This window comes from Mangrovibacter sp. MFB070, from assembly GCF_000705335.1.
In the GTDB taxonomy this organism is placed as follows: domain Bacteria; phylum Pseudomonadota; class Gammaproteobacteria; order Enterobacterales; family Enterobacteriaceae; genus Mangrovibacter; species Mangrovibacter plantisponsor.
The window spans coordinates 131,661-149,041 of record NZ_JJMI01000053.1 but is presented as its reverse complement, the minus strand read 5'-3'; the positions used below and the strand labels follow the sequence as shown (position 1 = coordinate 149,041).

At 50.2% G+C, this 17,381-nt stretch carries 17 protein-coding genes; 9 read left to right on the top strand and 8 right to left on the bottom strand.

Annotated features, from left to right (window positions below; all coding sequences use genetic code 11):
• Positions 1–19 precede the first annotated feature (19 nt).
• Positions 20–928, top strand: coding sequence for a cysteine synthase CysM (cysM, locus tag DT73_RS23815; protein ID WP_036116238.1), 909 nt, complete (start codon positions 20–22; stop codon positions 926–928).
• A 63-nt stretch (positions 929–991) separates the two neighbouring features.
• On the opposite strand, the gene crr is transcribed toward cysM, so the two are convergent.
• The 5 genes from crr to cysZ all read right to left on the bottom strand — a co-directional run bounded on the left by crr (position 992) and on the right by cysZ (position 5,923).
• Positions 992–1,501 (bottom strand): PTS glucose transporter subunit IIA, encoded by a 510-nt coding sequence (gene crr / locus DT73_RS23810; RefSeq protein ID WP_036116237.1) that lies wholly within the window; start codon positions 1,499–1,501, stop codon positions 992–994.
• A gap of 39 nt (positions 1,502–1,540) precedes the next feature.
• On the bottom strand, positions 1,541–3,268 hold the full coding sequence (gene ptsI / locus DT73_RS23805) for a phosphoenolpyruvate-protein phosphotransferase PtsI (protein ID WP_036116230.1): 1,728 nt from the start codon (positions 3,266–3,268) through the stop codon (positions 1,541–1,543).
• Between the two features lie 52 nt (positions 3,269–3,320).
• Positions 3,321–3,578, bottom strand: a complete 258-nt coding sequence (gene ptsH, locus DT73_RS23800; RefSeq protein ID WP_036116227.1) for a phosphocarrier protein Hpr — start codon at positions 3,576–3,578, stop codon at positions 3,321–3,323.
• Positions 3,579–3,961: 383 nt separating this feature from the next.
• The gene (cysK, locus tag DT73_RS23795; protein ID WP_036116226.1) at positions 3,962–4,933 is read right to left on the bottom strand and encodes a cysteine synthase A; all 972 of its coding nucleotides are present in this window, start codon (positions 4,931–4,933) and stop codon (positions 3,962–3,964) included.
• 219 nt (positions 4,934–5,152) lie between these two features.
• The gene (cysZ, locus tag DT73_RS23790) at positions 5,153–5,923 is read right to left on the bottom strand and encodes a sulfate transporter CysZ (RefSeq protein WP_036116224.1); all 771 of its coding nucleotides are present in this window, start codon (positions 5,921–5,923) and stop codon (positions 5,153–5,155) included.
• Between the two features lie 295 nt (positions 5,924–6,218).
• On the opposite strand from cysZ, the gene zipA reads away from it, so the two are divergent.
• The 3 genes from zipA to DT73_RS23775 all read left to right on the top strand — a co-directional run bounded on the left by zipA (position 6,219) and on the right by DT73_RS23775 (position 9,522).
• Positions 6,219–7,220: a cell division protein ZipA gene (zipA, locus tag DT73_RS23785; protein ID WP_036116222.1), complete on the top strand. Its 1,002-nt coding sequence runs from the start codon at positions 6,219–6,221 to the stop codon at positions 7,218–7,220.
• Between the two features lie 62 nt (positions 7,221–7,282).
• A complete protein-coding gene (gene ligA, locus DT73_RS23780; protein WP_036116221.1) occupies positions 7,283–9,301 on the top strand; it encodes an NAD-dependent DNA ligase LigA in 2,019 nt (672 codons plus the stop codon).
• Between the two features lie 2 nt (positions 9,302–9,303).
• Entirely contained in the window at positions 9,304–9,522 is a 219-nt protein-coding gene (locus DT73_RS23775; RefSeq protein WP_036116220.1) for a DUF3820 family protein, read from the top strand.
• On the opposite strand, the gene DT73_RS23770 is transcribed toward DT73_RS23775, so the two are convergent.
• A complete protein-coding gene (locus DT73_RS23770) occupies positions 9,519–10,532 on the bottom strand; it encodes a bile acid:sodium symporter family protein (RefSeq protein ID WP_036116219.1) in 1,014 nt (337 codons plus the stop codon). The genes DT73_RS23775 and DT73_RS23770 overlap by 4 nt on opposite strands.
• A gap of 137 nt (positions 10,533–10,669) precedes the next feature.
• Between DT73_RS23770 and DT73_RS23765 the strand changes: the two genes are divergently transcribed.
• Positions 10,670–11,605 (top strand): LysR family transcriptional regulator, encoded by a 936-nt coding sequence (locus DT73_RS23765; protein ID WP_036116212.1) that lies wholly within the window; start codon positions 10,670–10,672, stop codon positions 11,603–11,605.
• Here DT73_RS23765 and DT73_RS23760 read toward each other — a convergent pair.
• Together DT73_RS23760 and acpH are read right to left on the bottom strand one after the other, a co-directional pair.
• Positions 11,602–11,967, bottom strand: coding sequence for a FlxA-like family protein (locus tag DT73_RS23760; protein WP_036116211.1), 366 nt, complete (start codon positions 11,965–11,967; stop codon positions 11,602–11,604). The genes DT73_RS23765 and DT73_RS23760 overlap by 4 nt on opposite strands.
• A gap of 129 nt (positions 11,968–12,096) precedes the next feature.
• Positions 12,097–12,678, bottom strand: coding sequence for an ACP phosphodiesterase (gene acpH, locus DT73_RS23755; protein ID WP_036116208.1), 582 nt, complete (start codon positions 12,676–12,678; stop codon positions 12,097–12,099).
• 95 nt (positions 12,679–12,773) lie between these two features.
• Between acpH and queA the strand changes: the two genes are divergently transcribed.
• The 4 genes from queA (at position 12,774) to secD (ending at position 17,375) form a co-directional block, all read left to right on the top strand.
• Complete coding sequence (queA, locus tag DT73_RS23750; protein ID WP_036116207.1) at positions 12,774–13,844, top strand: tRNA preQ1(34) S-adenosylmethionine ribosyltransferase-isomerase QueA; 1,071 nt, start codon at positions 12,774–12,776, stop codon at positions 13,842–13,844.
• 173 nt (positions 13,845–14,017) lie between these two features.
• Positions 14,018–15,145 carry a tRNA guanosine(34) transglycosylase Tgt gene (gene tgt, locus DT73_RS23745; protein WP_036116196.1) on the top strand — a complete coding sequence of 376 codons (1,128 nt, stop codon included), beginning with the start codon at positions 14,018–14,020 and terminating at the stop codon, positions 15,143–15,145.
• A 22-nt stretch (positions 15,146–15,167) separates the two neighbouring features.
• Entirely contained in the window at positions 15,168–15,500 is a 333-nt protein-coding gene (gene yajC / locus DT73_RS23740; protein WP_036116194.1) for a preprotein translocase subunit YajC, read from the top strand.
• Between the two features lie 27 nt (positions 15,501–15,527).
• The gene (gene secD, locus DT73_RS23735) at positions 15,528–17,375 is read left to right on the top strand and encodes a protein translocase subunit SecD (RefSeq protein ID WP_072007008.1); all 1,848 of its coding nucleotides are present in this window, start codon (positions 15,528–15,530) and stop codon (positions 17,373–17,375) included.
• The last annotated feature ends 6 nt before the right edge of the window (positions 17,376–17,381 follow it).

The window sequence follows — 17,381 nt, the reverse complement described above, 5'->3', positions numbered from 1 at the left end:
TATTGGGAAAAATCGCGCAATGATACTTGAACAGACCATTGGCCATACGCCGTTGGTGCGTTTGCAGCACACCGGGCTGAATAACGGCAGTGAAATTTGGGTAAAACTGGAAGGCAATAACCCGGCTGGCTCAGTAAAGGACCGTGCCGCGTTATTTATGATCACTCAGGCTGAAAAACGCGGTGATATCGCACCTGGCGATACACTAATTGAAGCGACCAGTGGCAATACGGGTATTGCACTGGCGATGATTGCAGCCATGAAAGGCTACAAGATGAAGCTGCTGATGCCGGCCAATATGAGCCTGGAACGCAAAGCAGCTATGCAGGCCTATGGCGCAGAGCTGATTCTGGTGAGCCGGGAGCAGGGCATGGAAGGTGCGCGGGAACTGGCTCAGAACATGGCAGACAATGGCGAGGGTAAGATTCTCGACCAGTTTAATAACCCGGATAACCCGCTGGCACATTTCACCACTACCGGTCCGGAGATCTGGCAGCAGACAGAAGGGAAAATTACCCATTTTGTTTCCAGTATGGGTACCACCGGTACTATTACAGGCACGGCCCGTTATTTAAAAAGCCAGTCTGGTACTGTGCGTATTGTTGGCCTGCAACCGGAAGAAGGGAGCAGCATTCCCGGTATTCGCCGCTGGCCAGCAGAGTGGATGCCAGGTATTTTTGATGCGTCTTTGGTTGACCAGGTGCTGGATATAAACCAGATTGACGCGGAAAACACCATGCGCAAACTTGCTGCAACAGAAGGGCTGTTCTGTGGTGTTAGCTCTGGCGGGGCGGTGACAGGGGCATTGCGGGTTGCCAGTGAGAACCCAAATGCTCTGGTGGTGGCTATTATTTGTGACCGCGGCGACCGTTATCTGTCCACCGGTGTGTTTGGTGAAGAGCACTACACACAAGGTGCCGGGATTTGAGTTTCCCCTTTGGGCATAAAAAAACGGCACCCATGAGGTGCCGTTTTTACAGAACAGGCCTGGTTATTTTTTGATGCGGATAACCGGGGTTTCGCCCACAGTTACAGAACCAGTCAGTTTCACCAACTCTTTGATTTCATCCATATTAGAGATGACAACCGGAGTCAGTGTAGATTTCGCTTTTTCTTCCAACAGCGGCAGATCGAATTCGATGACAGTGTCACCGGCTTTCACGCGCTGACCTTCTTCAGCAATACGTTTGAAACCTTCGCCTTTCAGTTCGACAGTGTCGATACCGAAGTGGACGAACAGTTCGATGCCAGAGTCAGATTCAATAGAGAAGGCATGGTTAGTTTCAAAAATTTTGCCGATAGTGCCGTCAACCGGAGCAACCATTTTGTTACCATTCGGTTTGATAGCAATACCATCACCCACAATTTTTTCAGCAAACACCACATCCGGTACATCTTCGATGTTTACGATTTCACCAGACAGCGGAGCAATAATCTCAATAGTTCCGGTATCTTTTTTATCATCGGAAACCAGAGATTTCAGTTTATCAAACAAACCCATGATCTTCTCCTAAGCAGTAATTGGGCCGCATCTCGTGGATTAGCAGATAGTTTTTTCTTCAATGAACTTGTTAACCAGCTTCATTAACTCGTCCGTAGTCGGTTGAGCAAGAGCCTGCTCTGCTAAAACCTTGGCATCTTCGAAGTTCGTGTTACGAATAATCTTCTTGATGCGCGGGATAGAAATGGAACTCATACTGAATTCGTCGAGGCCCATCCCCAGCAACAGAAGTGTAGCACGTTCATCGCCAGCAAGCTCGCCACACATACCTGTCCACTTACCTTCTGCATGAGATGCATCAATAACTTGCTTGATCAGGTTCAGTACAGACGGTGACATCGGCTGGTAAAGATGTGAAATCATATCATTACCACGGTCAACCGCCAGAGTATACTGCGTTAAATCGTTGGTACCGATACTAAAGAAATCGACTTCTTTCGCCAGATGGCGGGCAATGGTTGCCGCAGCAGGTGTTTCCACCATTACGCCGATTTCAATATTTTCATTAAATGCTTTGTCTTCAGCACGCAGCTCGTCTTTGTAAGACTCCAGAGCGGCACGCAGTTCGCGCACTTCCTCAACGGAAATAATCATTGGGAACATGATGCGCAGTTTGCCGAAAGCAGAAGCACGCAGAATGGCACGCAACTGGTCACGCAAAATTTCGCGACGATCCAGAGCGATACGTACTGCACGCCAACCAAGGAATGGGTTCTCTTCTTTCGGGAAGTTCATGTAAGGCAGCTCTTTATCGCCACCGATGTCCATGGTACGAACAATTACAGCCTGGTCGCCACATGCCAGAGCAACGGCTTTATAGGCTTCAAATTGTTCGTCTTCAGTGGGCAGTGCGTCACGGTCCATGAACAGGAATTCAGTACGGTACAGGCCAACACCTTCCGCGCCATTGCGTTCAGCACCCGCGACATCACGCACAGTACCGATGTTGGCACAGACTTCTACCTGGTGGCCATCAAGAGTGATAGCAGGCAGGTCTTTCAGTTTTGCCAGCTCAGCTTTTTCTTCAGCAACCTGAGCCTGAGCTGCGCGCAATGCTTCGATCTCTTCGTTGTCCGGGTTAACGTAAACTTTGTTGTTTACTGCATCCAGAACCAGATAATCGCCATTTTTAACCTGAGTGGTTACATCGCCAGTACCCACAATGGCAGGCAGTTCCAGAGAACGCGCCATGATAGAAGTATGGGAAGTACGGCCACCTAAATCGGTAATAAAGCCGAGGACCTTCTTCAGGTTTAACTGTGCAGTTTCTGACGGAGTCAGATCAGTGGCAACCAGGATAACTTCGTCCTGAATTGAACTTAAATCGATGATAGCCAGGCCCAGAATGTTACGCAGCAAACGCTTACCGATATCACGAACGTCTGCAGCACGTTCTTTGAGGTATTCGTCGTCCAGCTCTTCCAGGGCGGTAGCCTGACCTTCGATAATTTCGTTAGCTGCTGCATCAGCAGTAACCAGTTTATCTTTAATCAGGGCTATGATTTCCTGCTCCAGCTCCTCATCTTCCAGCAACATAATGTGGCCTTCGAAGATGGCTTCTTTTTCTTCACCAAACGTTTCGCCAGCCTTGATTTTGATGGCTTCTAACTGTGCCGCAGCTTGTGCGCGGCCATTCAGAAAGCGCTCAACTTCCTGGTCGACTTTGTCGGCAGAAATCTTTTTCCGGTCGATGACAATCTCATCTTCTTTCAGAAGCAGCGCTTTACCAAAAGCAATACCCGGGGATGCTAAAATGCCTGAAATCATAACCCTACCTTACTTGTGACTGATATAGAGAATTCGCTCGAATAACAAAAACTTATTCGAGTTCCGCCATCAGTTTAACCAGATGTTCAACTGCTTTTTGTTCGTCGTCGCCTTCAGCAGAGATGGTAACAACGGTGCCCTGAGTCAGACCCAGAGTTTGCAGCTTGAACAGGCTTTTAGCGCTGGCGCTTTTGCCATTGGAAGTCACAGTGATTTCGGCGTTAAAGCTTTTTGCTTCTTTAACAAACTGGGCGGCAGGGCGGGTGTGAAGACCGTTCGGAGCGGTAATAGTAACTTCTTGCTGGAACATTGTTTTTCCCCAACTTATAGGTTTAGTGTCTGGATCTAAAGTAGAGCCGTGTGGCATAACTTTAGCTTGTATCTGTCGCTTGCGCGTAGACAAACCGTGTCAAAAGCAGAAAAGCGCTAAATAGCGCTGGCTGGCTGCCCTGCACATCGCTCGTCTGAAACATTATGTATTATGCCGCTAATGTGTAACCTGTAACAAATCAGTAAATCGATTCAGCAAGCCAGATCACGCATTAGCGATTAATTTCGAGCTTCGAAATAAAGTTGCAGGTTAAATACCAGACCCGGGCAAATGAAGCAATGCCGGGTAGCGTAAAAATTTGAACTGTGCCACAAAAAAGCACCCAACCGGGTGCTTTTTTGTTCATTTTGCCTGGACTGGCATCACTGTTGCAATTCTTTCTCTGTGAACAAGTCTGCAAACAATGCTGTGCTGAGATAACGCTCGCCGGATGAAGGAAGAATAACAACAATATTCTTGTTGATAAAGGCTTCATCTTCCTGAAGCTTCAACGCAGCCGCAACAGCCGCACCAGAAGAGATACCTGCAAGGATACCTTCTTCTTCCATCAGACGGCGTGCGGTGGAGATAGCTTCGTCGTTAGTGATGGTTACCACTTTATCGACCAGTTTCAGGTCGAGGTTGCCCGGAATAAAGCCAGCACCAATACCCTGGATTTTATGCGGACCTGGTTTGATTTCATCGCCAGCCAGCGCCTGGGTGATAACCGGAGAATCAGTTGGCTCTACCGCCACGCTGATAAGGTCTTTCTTACCTTTGGTGTTTTTGATGTAACGCGTTACACCGGTCAGTGTACCGCCGGTGCCCACACCTGCGATAAACACATCAACCTGGCCGTCGGTATCTTCCCAGATTTCCGGCCCCGTCGTTTTTTCATGAATTTCTGGGTTTGCCGGGTTACTGAACTGCTGCAAAAGCAGGTATTTTTCTGGGTTGCTGGCAACAATTTCTTCTGCTTTCTGAATGGCGCCTTTCATCCCTTTAGGGCCTTCGGTCAGCACCAGGTTGGCGCCCAGCGCTTTGAGCAGCTTACGGCGTTCAATACTCATGCTTTCAGGCATAGTCAGCGTTAACTTGTAACCACGGGCAGCTGCAACGTAAGCCAGTGCAATACCGGTGTTACCACTGGTAGGCTCAACCAGTTCAACGCCGGGTTTCAGTACACCGCGTTTTTCGGCATCCCAAATCATATTGGCACCGATACGGCATTTCACGCTAAAGCTCGGGTTGCGGGATTCGACTTTAGCCAGAATTTTACCGTTACCGATGCGGTTGAGGCGAACTAACGGCGTATGACCAATCGTCAGTGAGTTGTCTTCATAAATCTTACTCATAGCCAGTCCTTAACTGTATGAAATTTGGGAACCGTCCCAGCATACCTTCTCAGTATCGCGGGTGAAGGACGGATTTCGCATATCTATATTCAGATGAGAAATAATAACCAGCAGGATGGAATAAAGGATGGCATAAGTTGCCCTGAGTGCAAACGTGTCGCGCAGGGATTATTGCCGGGCTGAAACTGGCCCACACCATAGTGGGCCACGAAAACCGTTTTATTGCGCTGAAGGCCAGCGGCCATGCTTAGTGCGATACTGATCAACCCACATTGCCGTAGCACCACATACTGCAACCGGCATAATAACCAGGTTAAGCACCGGCACCAGAGTGCACAGGCTGACCAAACCACCAAATTGCATATTCATGACTTTCCGCTTGCGCAGAGCCACTCGCATCTCTTTAAAAGGTACTTTGTGGTTATCGAAAGGGTAGTCACAGTACTGGATTGAAAGCATCCAGGCACTAAACAAAAACCACAATACGGGGGCGACAGTTTGGCCTATTCCCGGAATCAGGTAGAGCAATAACAGGACAATTGCCCGGGGTAAATACCAGGCCAGCTTTTGCCATTCGCGCTTCATGATGCGCGGGACATCTTTGGCGATATCTAACAAGCCGGCATCAGGTGGAGTATTGCCAGTCAGGCGGGCTTCCAGTTGTTCGGCCAGCAATCCATTAAAAGGTGCGGCTATCCAGTTGGCTATAGTTGAAAAAAAGTAGCCAAAAATAAGCAAAATAGAGATGACAGCCAGCGGCCAGAGTAAATAGCTCAGCCATTGTAACCAGTTGGGAACATGGCTCAGAAGGGCAGGTATCCACTGGTCAAGCCGGGTAAACAGCCAGCCAAATGCGGCGCCCATCAACACTATATTTACCAGTAAAGGCATAAAAACGAACCGGCGAATGCCAGGTGCAGTGATGAGTTTCCATCCTTGCGAGAAGTAAAAAATGCCGCTACGTGAAGCCGCAGGGGATGATGAAACCATATTGGTCAGTACTCCTTGAGTCATCCGGATTATATCGCCCGTGTATCATAACCCTGAAACCGGCTCAGACTTCAAGCCGTCGAATTCCTAAGGTGATATGGACTAAGCTGAAAAATTTGCGTGCAGGGTAGCAGGATGAATCTGAGAATGGTCGAAAAAACAGCAAAGAACACGTTTTATTTCATCTTTCTGTCTGGAAAAACACGCCTGCACTTGCACTTGTTGTGATGGACAAATACTCTTAGTGAGTAAATGTTTGCCGCTGTGGCAAGGTGTTAGAACAACCGAGAATATAATGATGCAGGATTTGCGTCTGATATTAATCATTGTTGGTGCGATTGCGATTATTGCGTTACTGGTCCATGGGTTGTGGACCAGCCGTAAAGAGCGCTCTTCCGTGTTCCGCGATCGCCCTTTAAAACGGATGAAGTCGTTGCATGACGACGAAGACAGTGAAAATTACGACGACGAGGAAGAAGAAGGTGTCGGCGAGGTTCGTGTTCACCGGGTAACCCCTGAGCACCACAATGAGCCTGTAGCACCACCCACACCTCAGCATAACTATCAGCCGCCTTATGAGTCGGCACAACCTCGTCGCCAGCCTCCAGCGCAGCAGCCACCTGCGCCTCAGGCAGAGAAAGAACCTGAAATACGCGAGCCAGTCGTGCATCACGCTCAGCCTGTCACTCATGCTCAGCCAGCGCCGGAGCCCGTGCGCCATCCGCAACTACAGAAACACGTTGATGTGGAAGTCTCGCATTACCGTGAGCCGGCGCCTGTTCATCGTGAACCGGAACAGGCACCTCAGGCAGAACCCGCTCCGCAGCCGGTACAGCAGCAACACTCTGCACCACAGCCTGAAGCTAAATCGCAAACGAAAGAAGCTGTCATTATTATGAACGTGTCTTCCCATACCGGGGGGCAGTTTAATGGTGAGGCATTGCTGAACAGTATTCAGCAGGCGGGCTTCCAGTTTGGCGAAATGAATATTTTCCACCGGCACCTCAGCCCGGATGGTAGTGGCCCTGTTCTGTTCAGCCTGGCAAACATGGTAAAACCCGGCTCATTCAGCCTTGATGAAATGTCCACGTTCATGACTCCGGGCGTGACTATTTTTATGCAGGTTCCTTCTTACGGCGATGCCTCGCAAAACTTCAAGCTGATGCTTCAGTCTGCGCAACACATTGCAGATGAAATGGGCGGAGTAGTGATGGATGACCAACGCCGGATGATGACGCCACAGAAACTGCGCGAGTATCAGGACCTGATTCGCGAAGTTAAAGAGGCCAACGCGTAACCTTTTCGCTTTTCTTAACAAGGCCCCCGCTAGTCGGGGGTTTTTTATATTGATGGTGTGTTATGGAACCTATCGAACAAAAACTCAATCAACTGCGAACCACTCTTCGCCATCACGAATACCTTTATCACGTTATGGATGCCCCGGAAGTTCCGGATGCCGAATATGATCGGCTGATGCGTGAATTACGTGAACTGGAAAGCGCACACCCTGAAAAAGTAACCCCTGACTCCCCTACCCAGCGAGTTGGAGCTGCACCGTTAACTGCTTTTACTCAGGTCACTCATGAAGTTCCCATGCTTTCGCTGGACAACGTATTCGATGAAGAGAGCTTCCTGGCTTTCAATAAACGTATCCGCGACCGCCTGAGTGACACCCAGGACGTTGTGTACTGCTGTGAACTGAAACTGGACGGTCTGGCTGTCAGTTTGCTGTATGAAAATGGTGTGCTGGTTCAGGCGGCGACCCGTGGTGATGGTACTACCGGGGAAAATATTACCGCAAATGTCAAAACTATCCGCGCCATTCCGTTGCGCCTGCAGGGCGACAACATTCCTGCACGCGTGGAAGTGCGTGGTGAAGTCTTCTTACCACAGGCTGGTTTCGAGAAAATTAATGATGAAGCGCGTCGCACTGGCGGGAAAGTGTTTGCTAACCCGCGTAATGCAGCAGCCGGTTCATTACGCCAGCTTGATTCCCGTATTACCGCGAAGCGGCCACTTACTTTCTTCTGCTATGGCGTGGGTGTGCTTGAAGGTGGTGAACTTCCTGCGAGCCATATGGCGCGTTTGCAACAGTTTAAAGCCTGGGGCTTGCCTGTAAGCGACCGCATTCGGTTGTGTGATTCGCCGGAAGCTGTACTGGCGTTTTATCGTCATGTCGAAGAAATTCGCCCCCACCTTGGTTTTGATATCGATGGTGTGGTGATTAAAGTGGATTCTCTTGCGCAGCAAGAACAACTGGGGTTTGTGGCACGAGCTCCACGCTGGGCTGTGGCATTTAAATTCCCGGCCCAGGAACAGATGACGACGGTGCGTGATGTCGAGTTTCAGGTAGGGCGTACAGGGGCAATCACTCCGGTGGCTCGCCTTGAGCCGGTACAGGTTGCCGGGGTGCTGGTCAGCAATGCTACGTTGCACAATGCCGATGAAATCGAACGTCTGGGCCTGAGAATTGGCGACACCGTGGTTATTCGCCGCGCAGGTGATGTAATTCCACAGGTTGTGAACGTAGTGCTCTCAGAACGCCCGGAAGAGACCCGTGAAATTGAGTTCCCGACGCACTGCCCGGTGTGTGGCTCAGATGTCGAACGGGTTGAAGGCGAAGCTGTAGCGCGTTGTACTGGTGGGCTGATTTGTGCCGCACAACGTAAAGAAGCACTGAAGCATTTTGTGTCGCGTCGTGCACTGGATGTTGATGGCATGGGCGATAAAATTATCGACCAGTTGGTGGAAAAAGAGTACATCGATAACCCGGCTGACCTGTTCACGTTGTCTGCCGGAAAACTTACCGGTCTTGACCGCATGGGGCCGAAATCGGCGCAAAATGTAATTAATGCACTGGAAAAAGCAAAACAAACCACCTTTGCCCGTTTCCTGTATGCGTTGGGGATTCGCGAAGTTGGCGAAGCAACAGCGGCAGGTCTTGCTGCGCATTTTGGCACACTGGAGGCGCTAATGGCGGCTTCGGTTGAGCAGTTGCAGCAAGTCCCGGATGTCGGCATTGTGGTTGCCACTCATGTGCACAACTTTTTCCTGGAACAGCGCAACCGGGATGTCATTGAACAACTGATTCATAAAGCGGGTATTAGCTGGCCAGACCCGGTAGTGGTGAAGCCTGAAGAGATAGACAGCCCCTTCGCCGGGAAAACAGTCGTGCTTACTGGCTCGCTAAGCCAAATGTCCCGTGATGACGCCAAAGCGCGCCTGGCGGCATTGGGGGCTAAAGTCAGTGGCAGTGTTTCGAAGAAAACCGACCTGGTGATTGCCGGTGAAGCAGCAGGTTCCAAGTTGCAGAAAGCACAGGAGCTTGGCATTGAGGTTATTGATGAAGCCGAAATGCTCCGTTTATTGGGTGTATAACAATGGATAAAGCCCAACTGGTTGAGGTTGCCAATACGGTGATGCCGTTTGGCAAATACAAAGGGCGGGTTCTGATTGACCTGCCTGAGGAGTATTTGTTGTGGTTTGCCCGCAAGGAAGCTTTTCCTGCCGGGCAACTGGGTGAACTGATGTCGCTGGCACTGTTGATTAAAACTGAAGGGCTGACATCTCTGGTTCAGCCCTTACGCCGCCCTCGCTAACCTTCCATGACCGGGCGGGCTGCTTCCTGGCTCGCCTGCTGCATTTCCTGCTCTGCTTTGCGTTTATAACGGCGCGCCAGCATAGCGCATACCATTAACTGGATCTGGTGAAACAACATCAGTGGCAGCACCATGATCCCAACAGTTGCGGCTGGAAACAGAATATTTGCCATGGGAATACCATTTGCCAGGCTCTTTTTCGAACCACAGAACACAATGGTGATTTCATCCGCTTTATTAAACCCGGCACGGCGGGCAACCTGAATATTCACGAAGATAACAATAGCCAGTAATACCAGGCTGCTGCCGATAATAAACAGCAGGCTGCCCAACCCCACCTGGTGCCAGATACCGTGGGTTACGGCTTCGCTGAATGCGGTGTAAACCACCAGTAATATGGAAGTCTGGTCTGTTTTGCCAATCCATTTTTTATGGCGGGTAACAAAGCCGGCTGTCAGTGGGCGAGACAAGTGTCCCAGAACAAAAGGCAGTAACAATTGCAGCATAATTGAACCCACCTGGTGCAGGGTGGAACCACTTGAGCCGTGTACATTCATCACCAAACCGACCAGTAACGGCGACAGGAATATCCCTAATAGACTGGATGCTGAAGCGGAACAGACTGCCGCAGCAACATTACCGCCAGCCAGCGAAGTAAACGCGATAGCGGATTGGACTGTGGCGGGCAGAATACACAGGTAGAGAAAACCGTTATACAACTCCGGGCTGACTGGAAAGGGAGCCCACCAGGCAAATAACACGCCCAGTATTGGGAATAAGACGAACGTGCTGCACATTACCCACAGGTGCAAACGCCAGTGGCTGCCGCCGGCCATAATCGCTTCGCGGGAAAGCTTGGCACCATGCATAAAAAACAGCAGGGCAATTGCCGCATTAGTCAGACCATCGAAAAAGCCCACATAAAGCCCTTGTGCAGGCAAAAAGGTGGCTAACAGCACTGTACATACCAGTGTCAGTGTAAAAGGGTCGAGTATGCGCAGTATTTTCATCAGGATAACCTTCTTAATATTTAATGCCTTGCACATAGTGGCAAAGCAATGAGAACGCAAAGCTAACAGTCAGGATTGTGCCGGGTTATCTTTAAGAAATAAAATTGATTGGTTTCATGAATTCATGAGGAAGTTAAATGAATTATACTCTGCGCCAGTTACGTATCTTCGTGGCGGTTGCCCGTACCCAGAGTTTTAGCCGTGCCGGGGAAGAAATTGGCCTGAGCCAGTCGGCTGTCAGCCATAGTGTTAAAGAACTCGAGCTGGCGCTGGAAGTAAAATTGCTGGACCGAACCACCCGCGAAGTGGTCCTGACTGAAGCCGGGCAACAAATGGCGATGCGCCTGTCACGCGTGCTGGATGAGCTGCACAGTGTGTTACTCGACAGCCGTGCTCACAGTTACACCTTAAGCGGCATTGTCAGAGTGGCTGCCAGCCAGACGATTTCAGCACACCTAATGCCGCAGTCTATCGCACAAAGCCAGCGGCAATTTCCCGACATCACCTTCATGCTGCATGACCGCCCGCAACAGTGGGTGCTGGAAAGTGTGCGCCAGGGGGAAGTTGATTTCGGCATTGTGATTGATCCCGGGCCAGTCACTGATTTGCTGTGTACCACAGTGCTATCAGAACCGTTTTTTTTATTGTGCCGCCGTGACAGCGCACTCAACCAGAAAGCCAATATTCTCTGGCAGGATCTGGCAGGGCAGGCTCTGGTTTTGCAGGACTATGCTTCCGGCAGCCGGCCACTCATTGACGCGGCGTTTGCCGGGCAAAATATTGAACCACATATTGTTCAGCAAATAGGGCACCCGGCAACACTTTTCCCAATGGTTGAGGCGGGTATTGGTATCAGTATTTTGCCTGCGCTGGCACTGCCACTTCCGGGTGGAGACTCACTGGTTGTCAGGCAACTCAGGCCGGTTATTGAGCGAAAAATTATGCTGATTCGGCGTAAGAATCGCTCATTATCAGCTGCCGCCGAGGCAATTTGGTCGGTGATTGCAGAGCAGGCCTGTCAGCTTGACCAGGCCCGGGAAAACGATCCTTTGTATCAACCAGGATCGGGTTAAACGTAAATATCAATCTTGTTTGTAGCAGAAGGATAATTTACGCCTTCAGCCTTTTTCTCCGCCTGAACCTGATTCTGGGTCTGGTTTTGAGTCTGGCTGTTTGCCGCTTTTTGAGCCTGTTGCTGCTCAAGCTGCGCCAGTTGCGCTTGCAACATTTCGATTTCGGACTGGATAAGCTCCTGTTGCTTCTCTTTCGTATCTGCATCTGCATCAGAGCTGGACAGATCTTTCAGCTGTTGCGTGAGTTGAGTGATCTGCTGACGAATTCGACTGATTTGCCCCGATACATCACTACCGGATGAACCCGATGAACTGTAGCTACTCTGCACAGCTGACGTCACAGACGAGCTGATGGTGGACATTTTTTTCTCCTTTTTTTCGCAATAACCAGAATGAATATCGGCATTCTGCCTCTGAGCTTGAGTTATCTGGTTTCAGAGCTTGCGTGGGGAAGGGGAAAACAACCTGCCACCAGTACGGCTGAGTCGCTTTTACAGCTGCTTATTCCGGGCTTTTTCCATCATGACCGGGTAAAACTGCCAGAACAAGGTTTCCAGTTGCGGGTAACAGGTATCCAAATCCTGCCAGGAGTCACGCAAACTCGCCAGGCGCGGGCGGCGATTAGCCATCCCATTCAGCACTGAAGCAATAAACCCCATATCACTGTAGCGTTCCAGCCAGCGCTCAGCCCAAAGATACTGGTTAAGGTTAACAAAACGCTCTGGTGAATCTGGCAATACAGGGGTAATGGTTTCCCGTGCGTGATCAATAAAATCAGTCAGTGCAAATTGGGGCGATAGCTGAGCCCAATGGCGGGAAAGAAAGTGATCCCACATGACATCCAGACTGACAGGCGCAACCCGGCGGGTTTGCGGGCGAAACCACGAACAGGCCAGCTTCACTTCAGGCAAGTTATCGGTAAAAACATCAATACGCCGGTGCAGGTGAATACCTGCTGATAATGCAGGCGAATAAATACCATCTGGCTTACCGCGAACAAAATCAGCCATCAAATTACCAGGCAGCGAACTCTCGGCGAGGTGCGCCAGGTGTAAATGTGCAAGAAAATTCATAACACCACTCTGTAACGGATTTGCGGCTGGTGGTTGCAGGGAAACGCCCCTGGCACTAGACTAAGCCGCCTGTTTTTAAGTCTAAGTGAAGAGCCATGCGTGTTGCCGATTTTTCTTTTGAATTACCCGAATCTTTAATTGCCCACTACCCACAAGCCCAGCGCAGTGCCTGCCGGTTACTGTCCCTGGACGGGCCGACGGGTGCTCTCACGCACGGTACTTTCACCGACTTGCTCGATAAACTCAACCCCGGTGATTTACTGGTGTTCAATAACACCCGCGTGATCCCGGCTCGTTTATTTGGCAAAAAAGCCAGTGGTGGCAAAATTGAATTGCTGGTTGAACGGATGCTGGATGAGCACCGTGTGTTGGCACATATTCGGGCATCCAAAGCCCCGAAACCTGGCGCAGAGCTGTTGCTGGGAGATGACGAGAGCATTAAAGCAACCATGGTGGCACGCCATGATGCATTATTCGAAGTGGTATTTGAAGAAAGCCGCCCGGTACTGGATATCTTAAACCAGATTGGGCATATGCCGTTGCCGCCGTATATCGACCGGCCAGATGAAGAAGCAGATAAAGAACTTTATCAGACGGTATACAGCGAGCGCCCGGGGGCTGTCGCGGCGCCTACTGCAGGCCTGCACTTTGATGAGCCTTTGTTGGCGGCGTTGCGTGAGAAAGGCGTGGAAATGGCCTTTGTCACGTTACATGTGGGGGCGGGGACTTTCCAGCCAGTGCGGGTGGACAGCATCGAAGACCACATTATGCATTCCGAATATGCCGAAGTGCCGCAAGAAGTCGTTGATGCCGTTCTGGCCGCTAAAGCGCGTGGTAACCGGGTGATTGCCGTAGGTACCACCTCTGTGCGCTCACTGGAAAGTGCGGCCACGGCAGCAAAAGAGGCGCTGATTGCGCCTTTCTTCGGCGACACTCAAATCTTTATTTACCCGGGTTACCAGTATCAGGTCATCGATGCGCTGATTACCAACTTCCACTTACCCGAATCCACTCTGATTATGCTGGTTTCTGCTTTTGCGGGTTACCAGCACACCATGCATGCCTACCATGAGGCTGTAAAATCCGAGTATCGCTTTTTTAGCTATGGGGATGCGATGTTTATCACGTACAATCCCGAAGCCATTAATGAACGGCCAGGGAAATAACCTGTAGTAAGGTTCCTGGTGTTTTGCCAGCCAGACGCTTCGCGTAGTGCTATGCGGAGCGTTTTTGTCTCTGGCGGGCCTTGCCTGAAACCAGGCGAAAAATGACAGCCCACAAGCAGCGATACTGCTGTGGTTGATTAACCATCAGACTGTTTCTCTGATGCGGAGGATATGTGAAATTTGAATTAAAAAACACCGATGGCCGTGCCCGCCGCGGTAAATTGGTGTTCGAACGTGGGGTAGTGGAAACCCCTGCATTTATGCCTGTTGGCACTTATGGCACGGTAAAAGGTATGACACCGGAAGAAGTCGAAGCCACTGGTGCACAAATTATTTTGGGCAATACCTTTCACCTGTGGCTGCGTCCTGGCCAGGAAATTATGAAACTGCATGGCGATTTACATGACTTCATGCAGTGGAAAGGCCCGATCCTGACAGATTCCGGTGGTTTCCAGGTATTCAGCCTCGGCGACATTCGCAAGATAACTGAAGACGGTGTGCATTTCCGTAATCCGATCAACGGCGATCCGATTTTCCTCGATCCAGAAAAATCAATGGAAATTCAGTATGATCTCGGTTCTGATATCGTGATGATCTTTGATGAATGTACGCCTTACCCGGCCGACTGGGATTATGCGAAACGCTCCATGGAAATGTCACTGCGCTGGGCGAAGCGTAGCCGCGACCGTTTTGATTCCCTCGGGAACAAAAACGCGTTATTTGGCATCATTCAGGGCAGTGTTTACGAAGATTTACGAGATATCTCCGTTAAAGGACTGGTAGAGATAGGTTTTGATGGCTACGCTGTCGGCGGCCTGGCAGTGGGTGAGCCAAAAGCAGATATGCACCGTATTCTGGAACATGTTTGCCCACAAATTCCTGCGGATAAACCTCGCTACCTGATGGGTGTCGGGAAACCGGAAGATCTGGTGGAAGGCGTTCGTCGCGGTATTGATATGTTCGACTGTGTCATGCCGACACGTAATGCGCGTAATGGCCACTTGTTTGTGACCAATGGTGTGGTGAAAATCCGCAATGCGAAGTACAAGAGTGATACTGGTCCGCTGGATGAAGAGTGTGATTGCTACACCTGTCGCAATTATTCACGCGCGTACTTGCATCATCTTGATCGTTGCAACGAAATACTGGGTGCTCGTCTCAATACAATTCATAACCTGCGCTACTATCAGCGTTTAATGGCTGGTTTACGGCAGGCTATTGAAGAGGGTAAATTAGAGCACTTCGTTGTGGATTTTTACCAACGTCAGGGTAAGCCCGTTCCACCTTTGAATGTTGATTAATTAAATAAATGAGGGATTTTTAATGAGCTTTTTTATTTCTGATGCGGTAGCGGCAACTGGTGCGCCTGCTCAGGGCAGCCCGATGTCACTGATTCTGATGCTGGTGGTATTCGGCCTGATTTTCTATTTCATGATTCTGCGCCCACAGCAAAAACGTACTAAAGACCATAAAAAACTGATGGACTCTATCGCGAAAGGCGATGAAGTGCTGACTAATGGCGGGCTGGTAGGTCGTGTAAACAAAGTGGGCGAAAATGGCTATATTTCCATTGCGCTGAACGATACCACTGAAGTTGTTATCAAACGTGACTTTGTCGCAGCTGTCCTGCCGAAAGGCACTATGAAGGCGCTGTAATCTTCTGTTTTCCCAAAGGGAACTGCCGTGTTAAACCGTTATCCTTTGTGGAAGTATATTATGCTGGTCGTCGTACTTATCGTCGGCCTGCTGTATGCGCTTCCCAACCTTTATGGCGAGGATCCGGCTGTTCAGATCACTGGTGCGCGCGGTGCCGCCGCCAGTGAGAAAACGCTGGACCAGGTCCTGTCTGAATTTAAAAAAGATAATATCACCGCGAAATCTGTGGCGTTGGAACAAGGAGCGATTCTTGCCCGCTTTGATTCAACAGATACCCAGTTACGCGCCAGGGAAGCACTGGTAAGTGCATTAGGCGATCAATATGTTGTCGCGCTGAACCTTGCGCCAGCCACACCGCGCTGGCTGTCTGCCATTTCTGCAGAGCCGATGAAACTCGGTCTTGATTTACGTGGTGGCGTACACTTCCTGATGGAAGTGGATATGGATACTGCGCTGGGCAAACTGCAGGAACAGAATATTGATACACTGCGTAGTGATTTGCGTACCAAAAATATTCCTTACTCCAGTGTACGCAAAACCGATAACTACGGGCTCAGTATTACCTTCCCTAACTCATCCGCACGCGATGAAGCCATTTCTTACCTCACACCGCGCCACCGTGACTTAGTGATTTCCAGCCAGGGTGACAACGGGTTACGTGCAGTAATGAGCGATGACCGTCTGCGTGAAGCCCGTGAGTACGCCGTACAGCAGAACATCAACATTCTGCGTAACCGTGTAAACCAACTGGGTGTTGCGGAGCCGCTGGTTCAACGCCAGGGTTCAGACCGCATTGTGGTTGAGTTGCCCGGGATTCAGGATACCGCGCGTGCAAAAGAAATTCTGGGTGCAACAGCAACGCTGGAATTCCGTCTGGTGAATACCAGTGTGGATCAGGCTGCTGCGGCTGCCGGGCGTATACCGGGTGATTCAGAAGTGAAATATACCCGTGAAGGCCAGCCAATTGTGCTGTACAAACGCGTGATTCTGACCGGTGACCATATCACTGACTCCACGTCGAGCATGGACGAATACAACCAACCGCAGGTGAATATTTCACTGGATAGCGCGGGCGGGAGCATTATGTCTAATTTCACAAAAGATAACATTGGCCGCCCAATGGCGACGCTGTTTGTGGAATACAAAGACAGTGGTAAGAAAGATGCAAATGGTCGCGCCATTCTGGTGAAACAGGAAGAAGTTATCAACGTGGCGAATATTCAGTCGCGTTTGGGTAACAGTTTCCGTATTACCGGGATAAGCAACCCAACAGAAGCTCGCCAGCTTTCACTGCTGTTGCGTGCCGGTGCGTTGATTGCGCCAATCCAGATTGTTGAAGAAAGAACCATTGGGCCAACCCTTGGGATGCAAAACATCCAGCAGGGCCTGGAAGCGTGCCTGGCTGGTTTGGCTATTTCCATCATCTTTATGATTTTCTTCTACAAGAAATTCGGCCTGATTGCGACATCTGCTCTGCTGGCTAACCTGGTGTTAGTTGTCGGGATTATGTCTTTGTTGCCTGGCGCGACACTGACAATGCCTGGTATTGCGGGGATCGTGTTAACCCTTGCGGTGGCCGTCGATGCGAACGTTTTGATTAACGAACGTATTAAAGAAGAAATGAGTAACGGTCGTACAATACAACAGTCCATTGATGAAGGTTACAAAGGTGCGTTCAGCTCGATTTTCGATGCGAACATTACCACTCTTATCAAGGTCATTATCCTGTACGCCGTGGGCACCGGGGCAATCAAGGGCTTTGCAATTACCACTGGTATTGGTGTGGCAACGTCAATGTTTACCGCAATTGTCGGTACCCGCGCCATCGTGAACCTGCTGTATGGCGGCAAACGCGTCAAAAAGCTGTCTATCTGAGGAGTG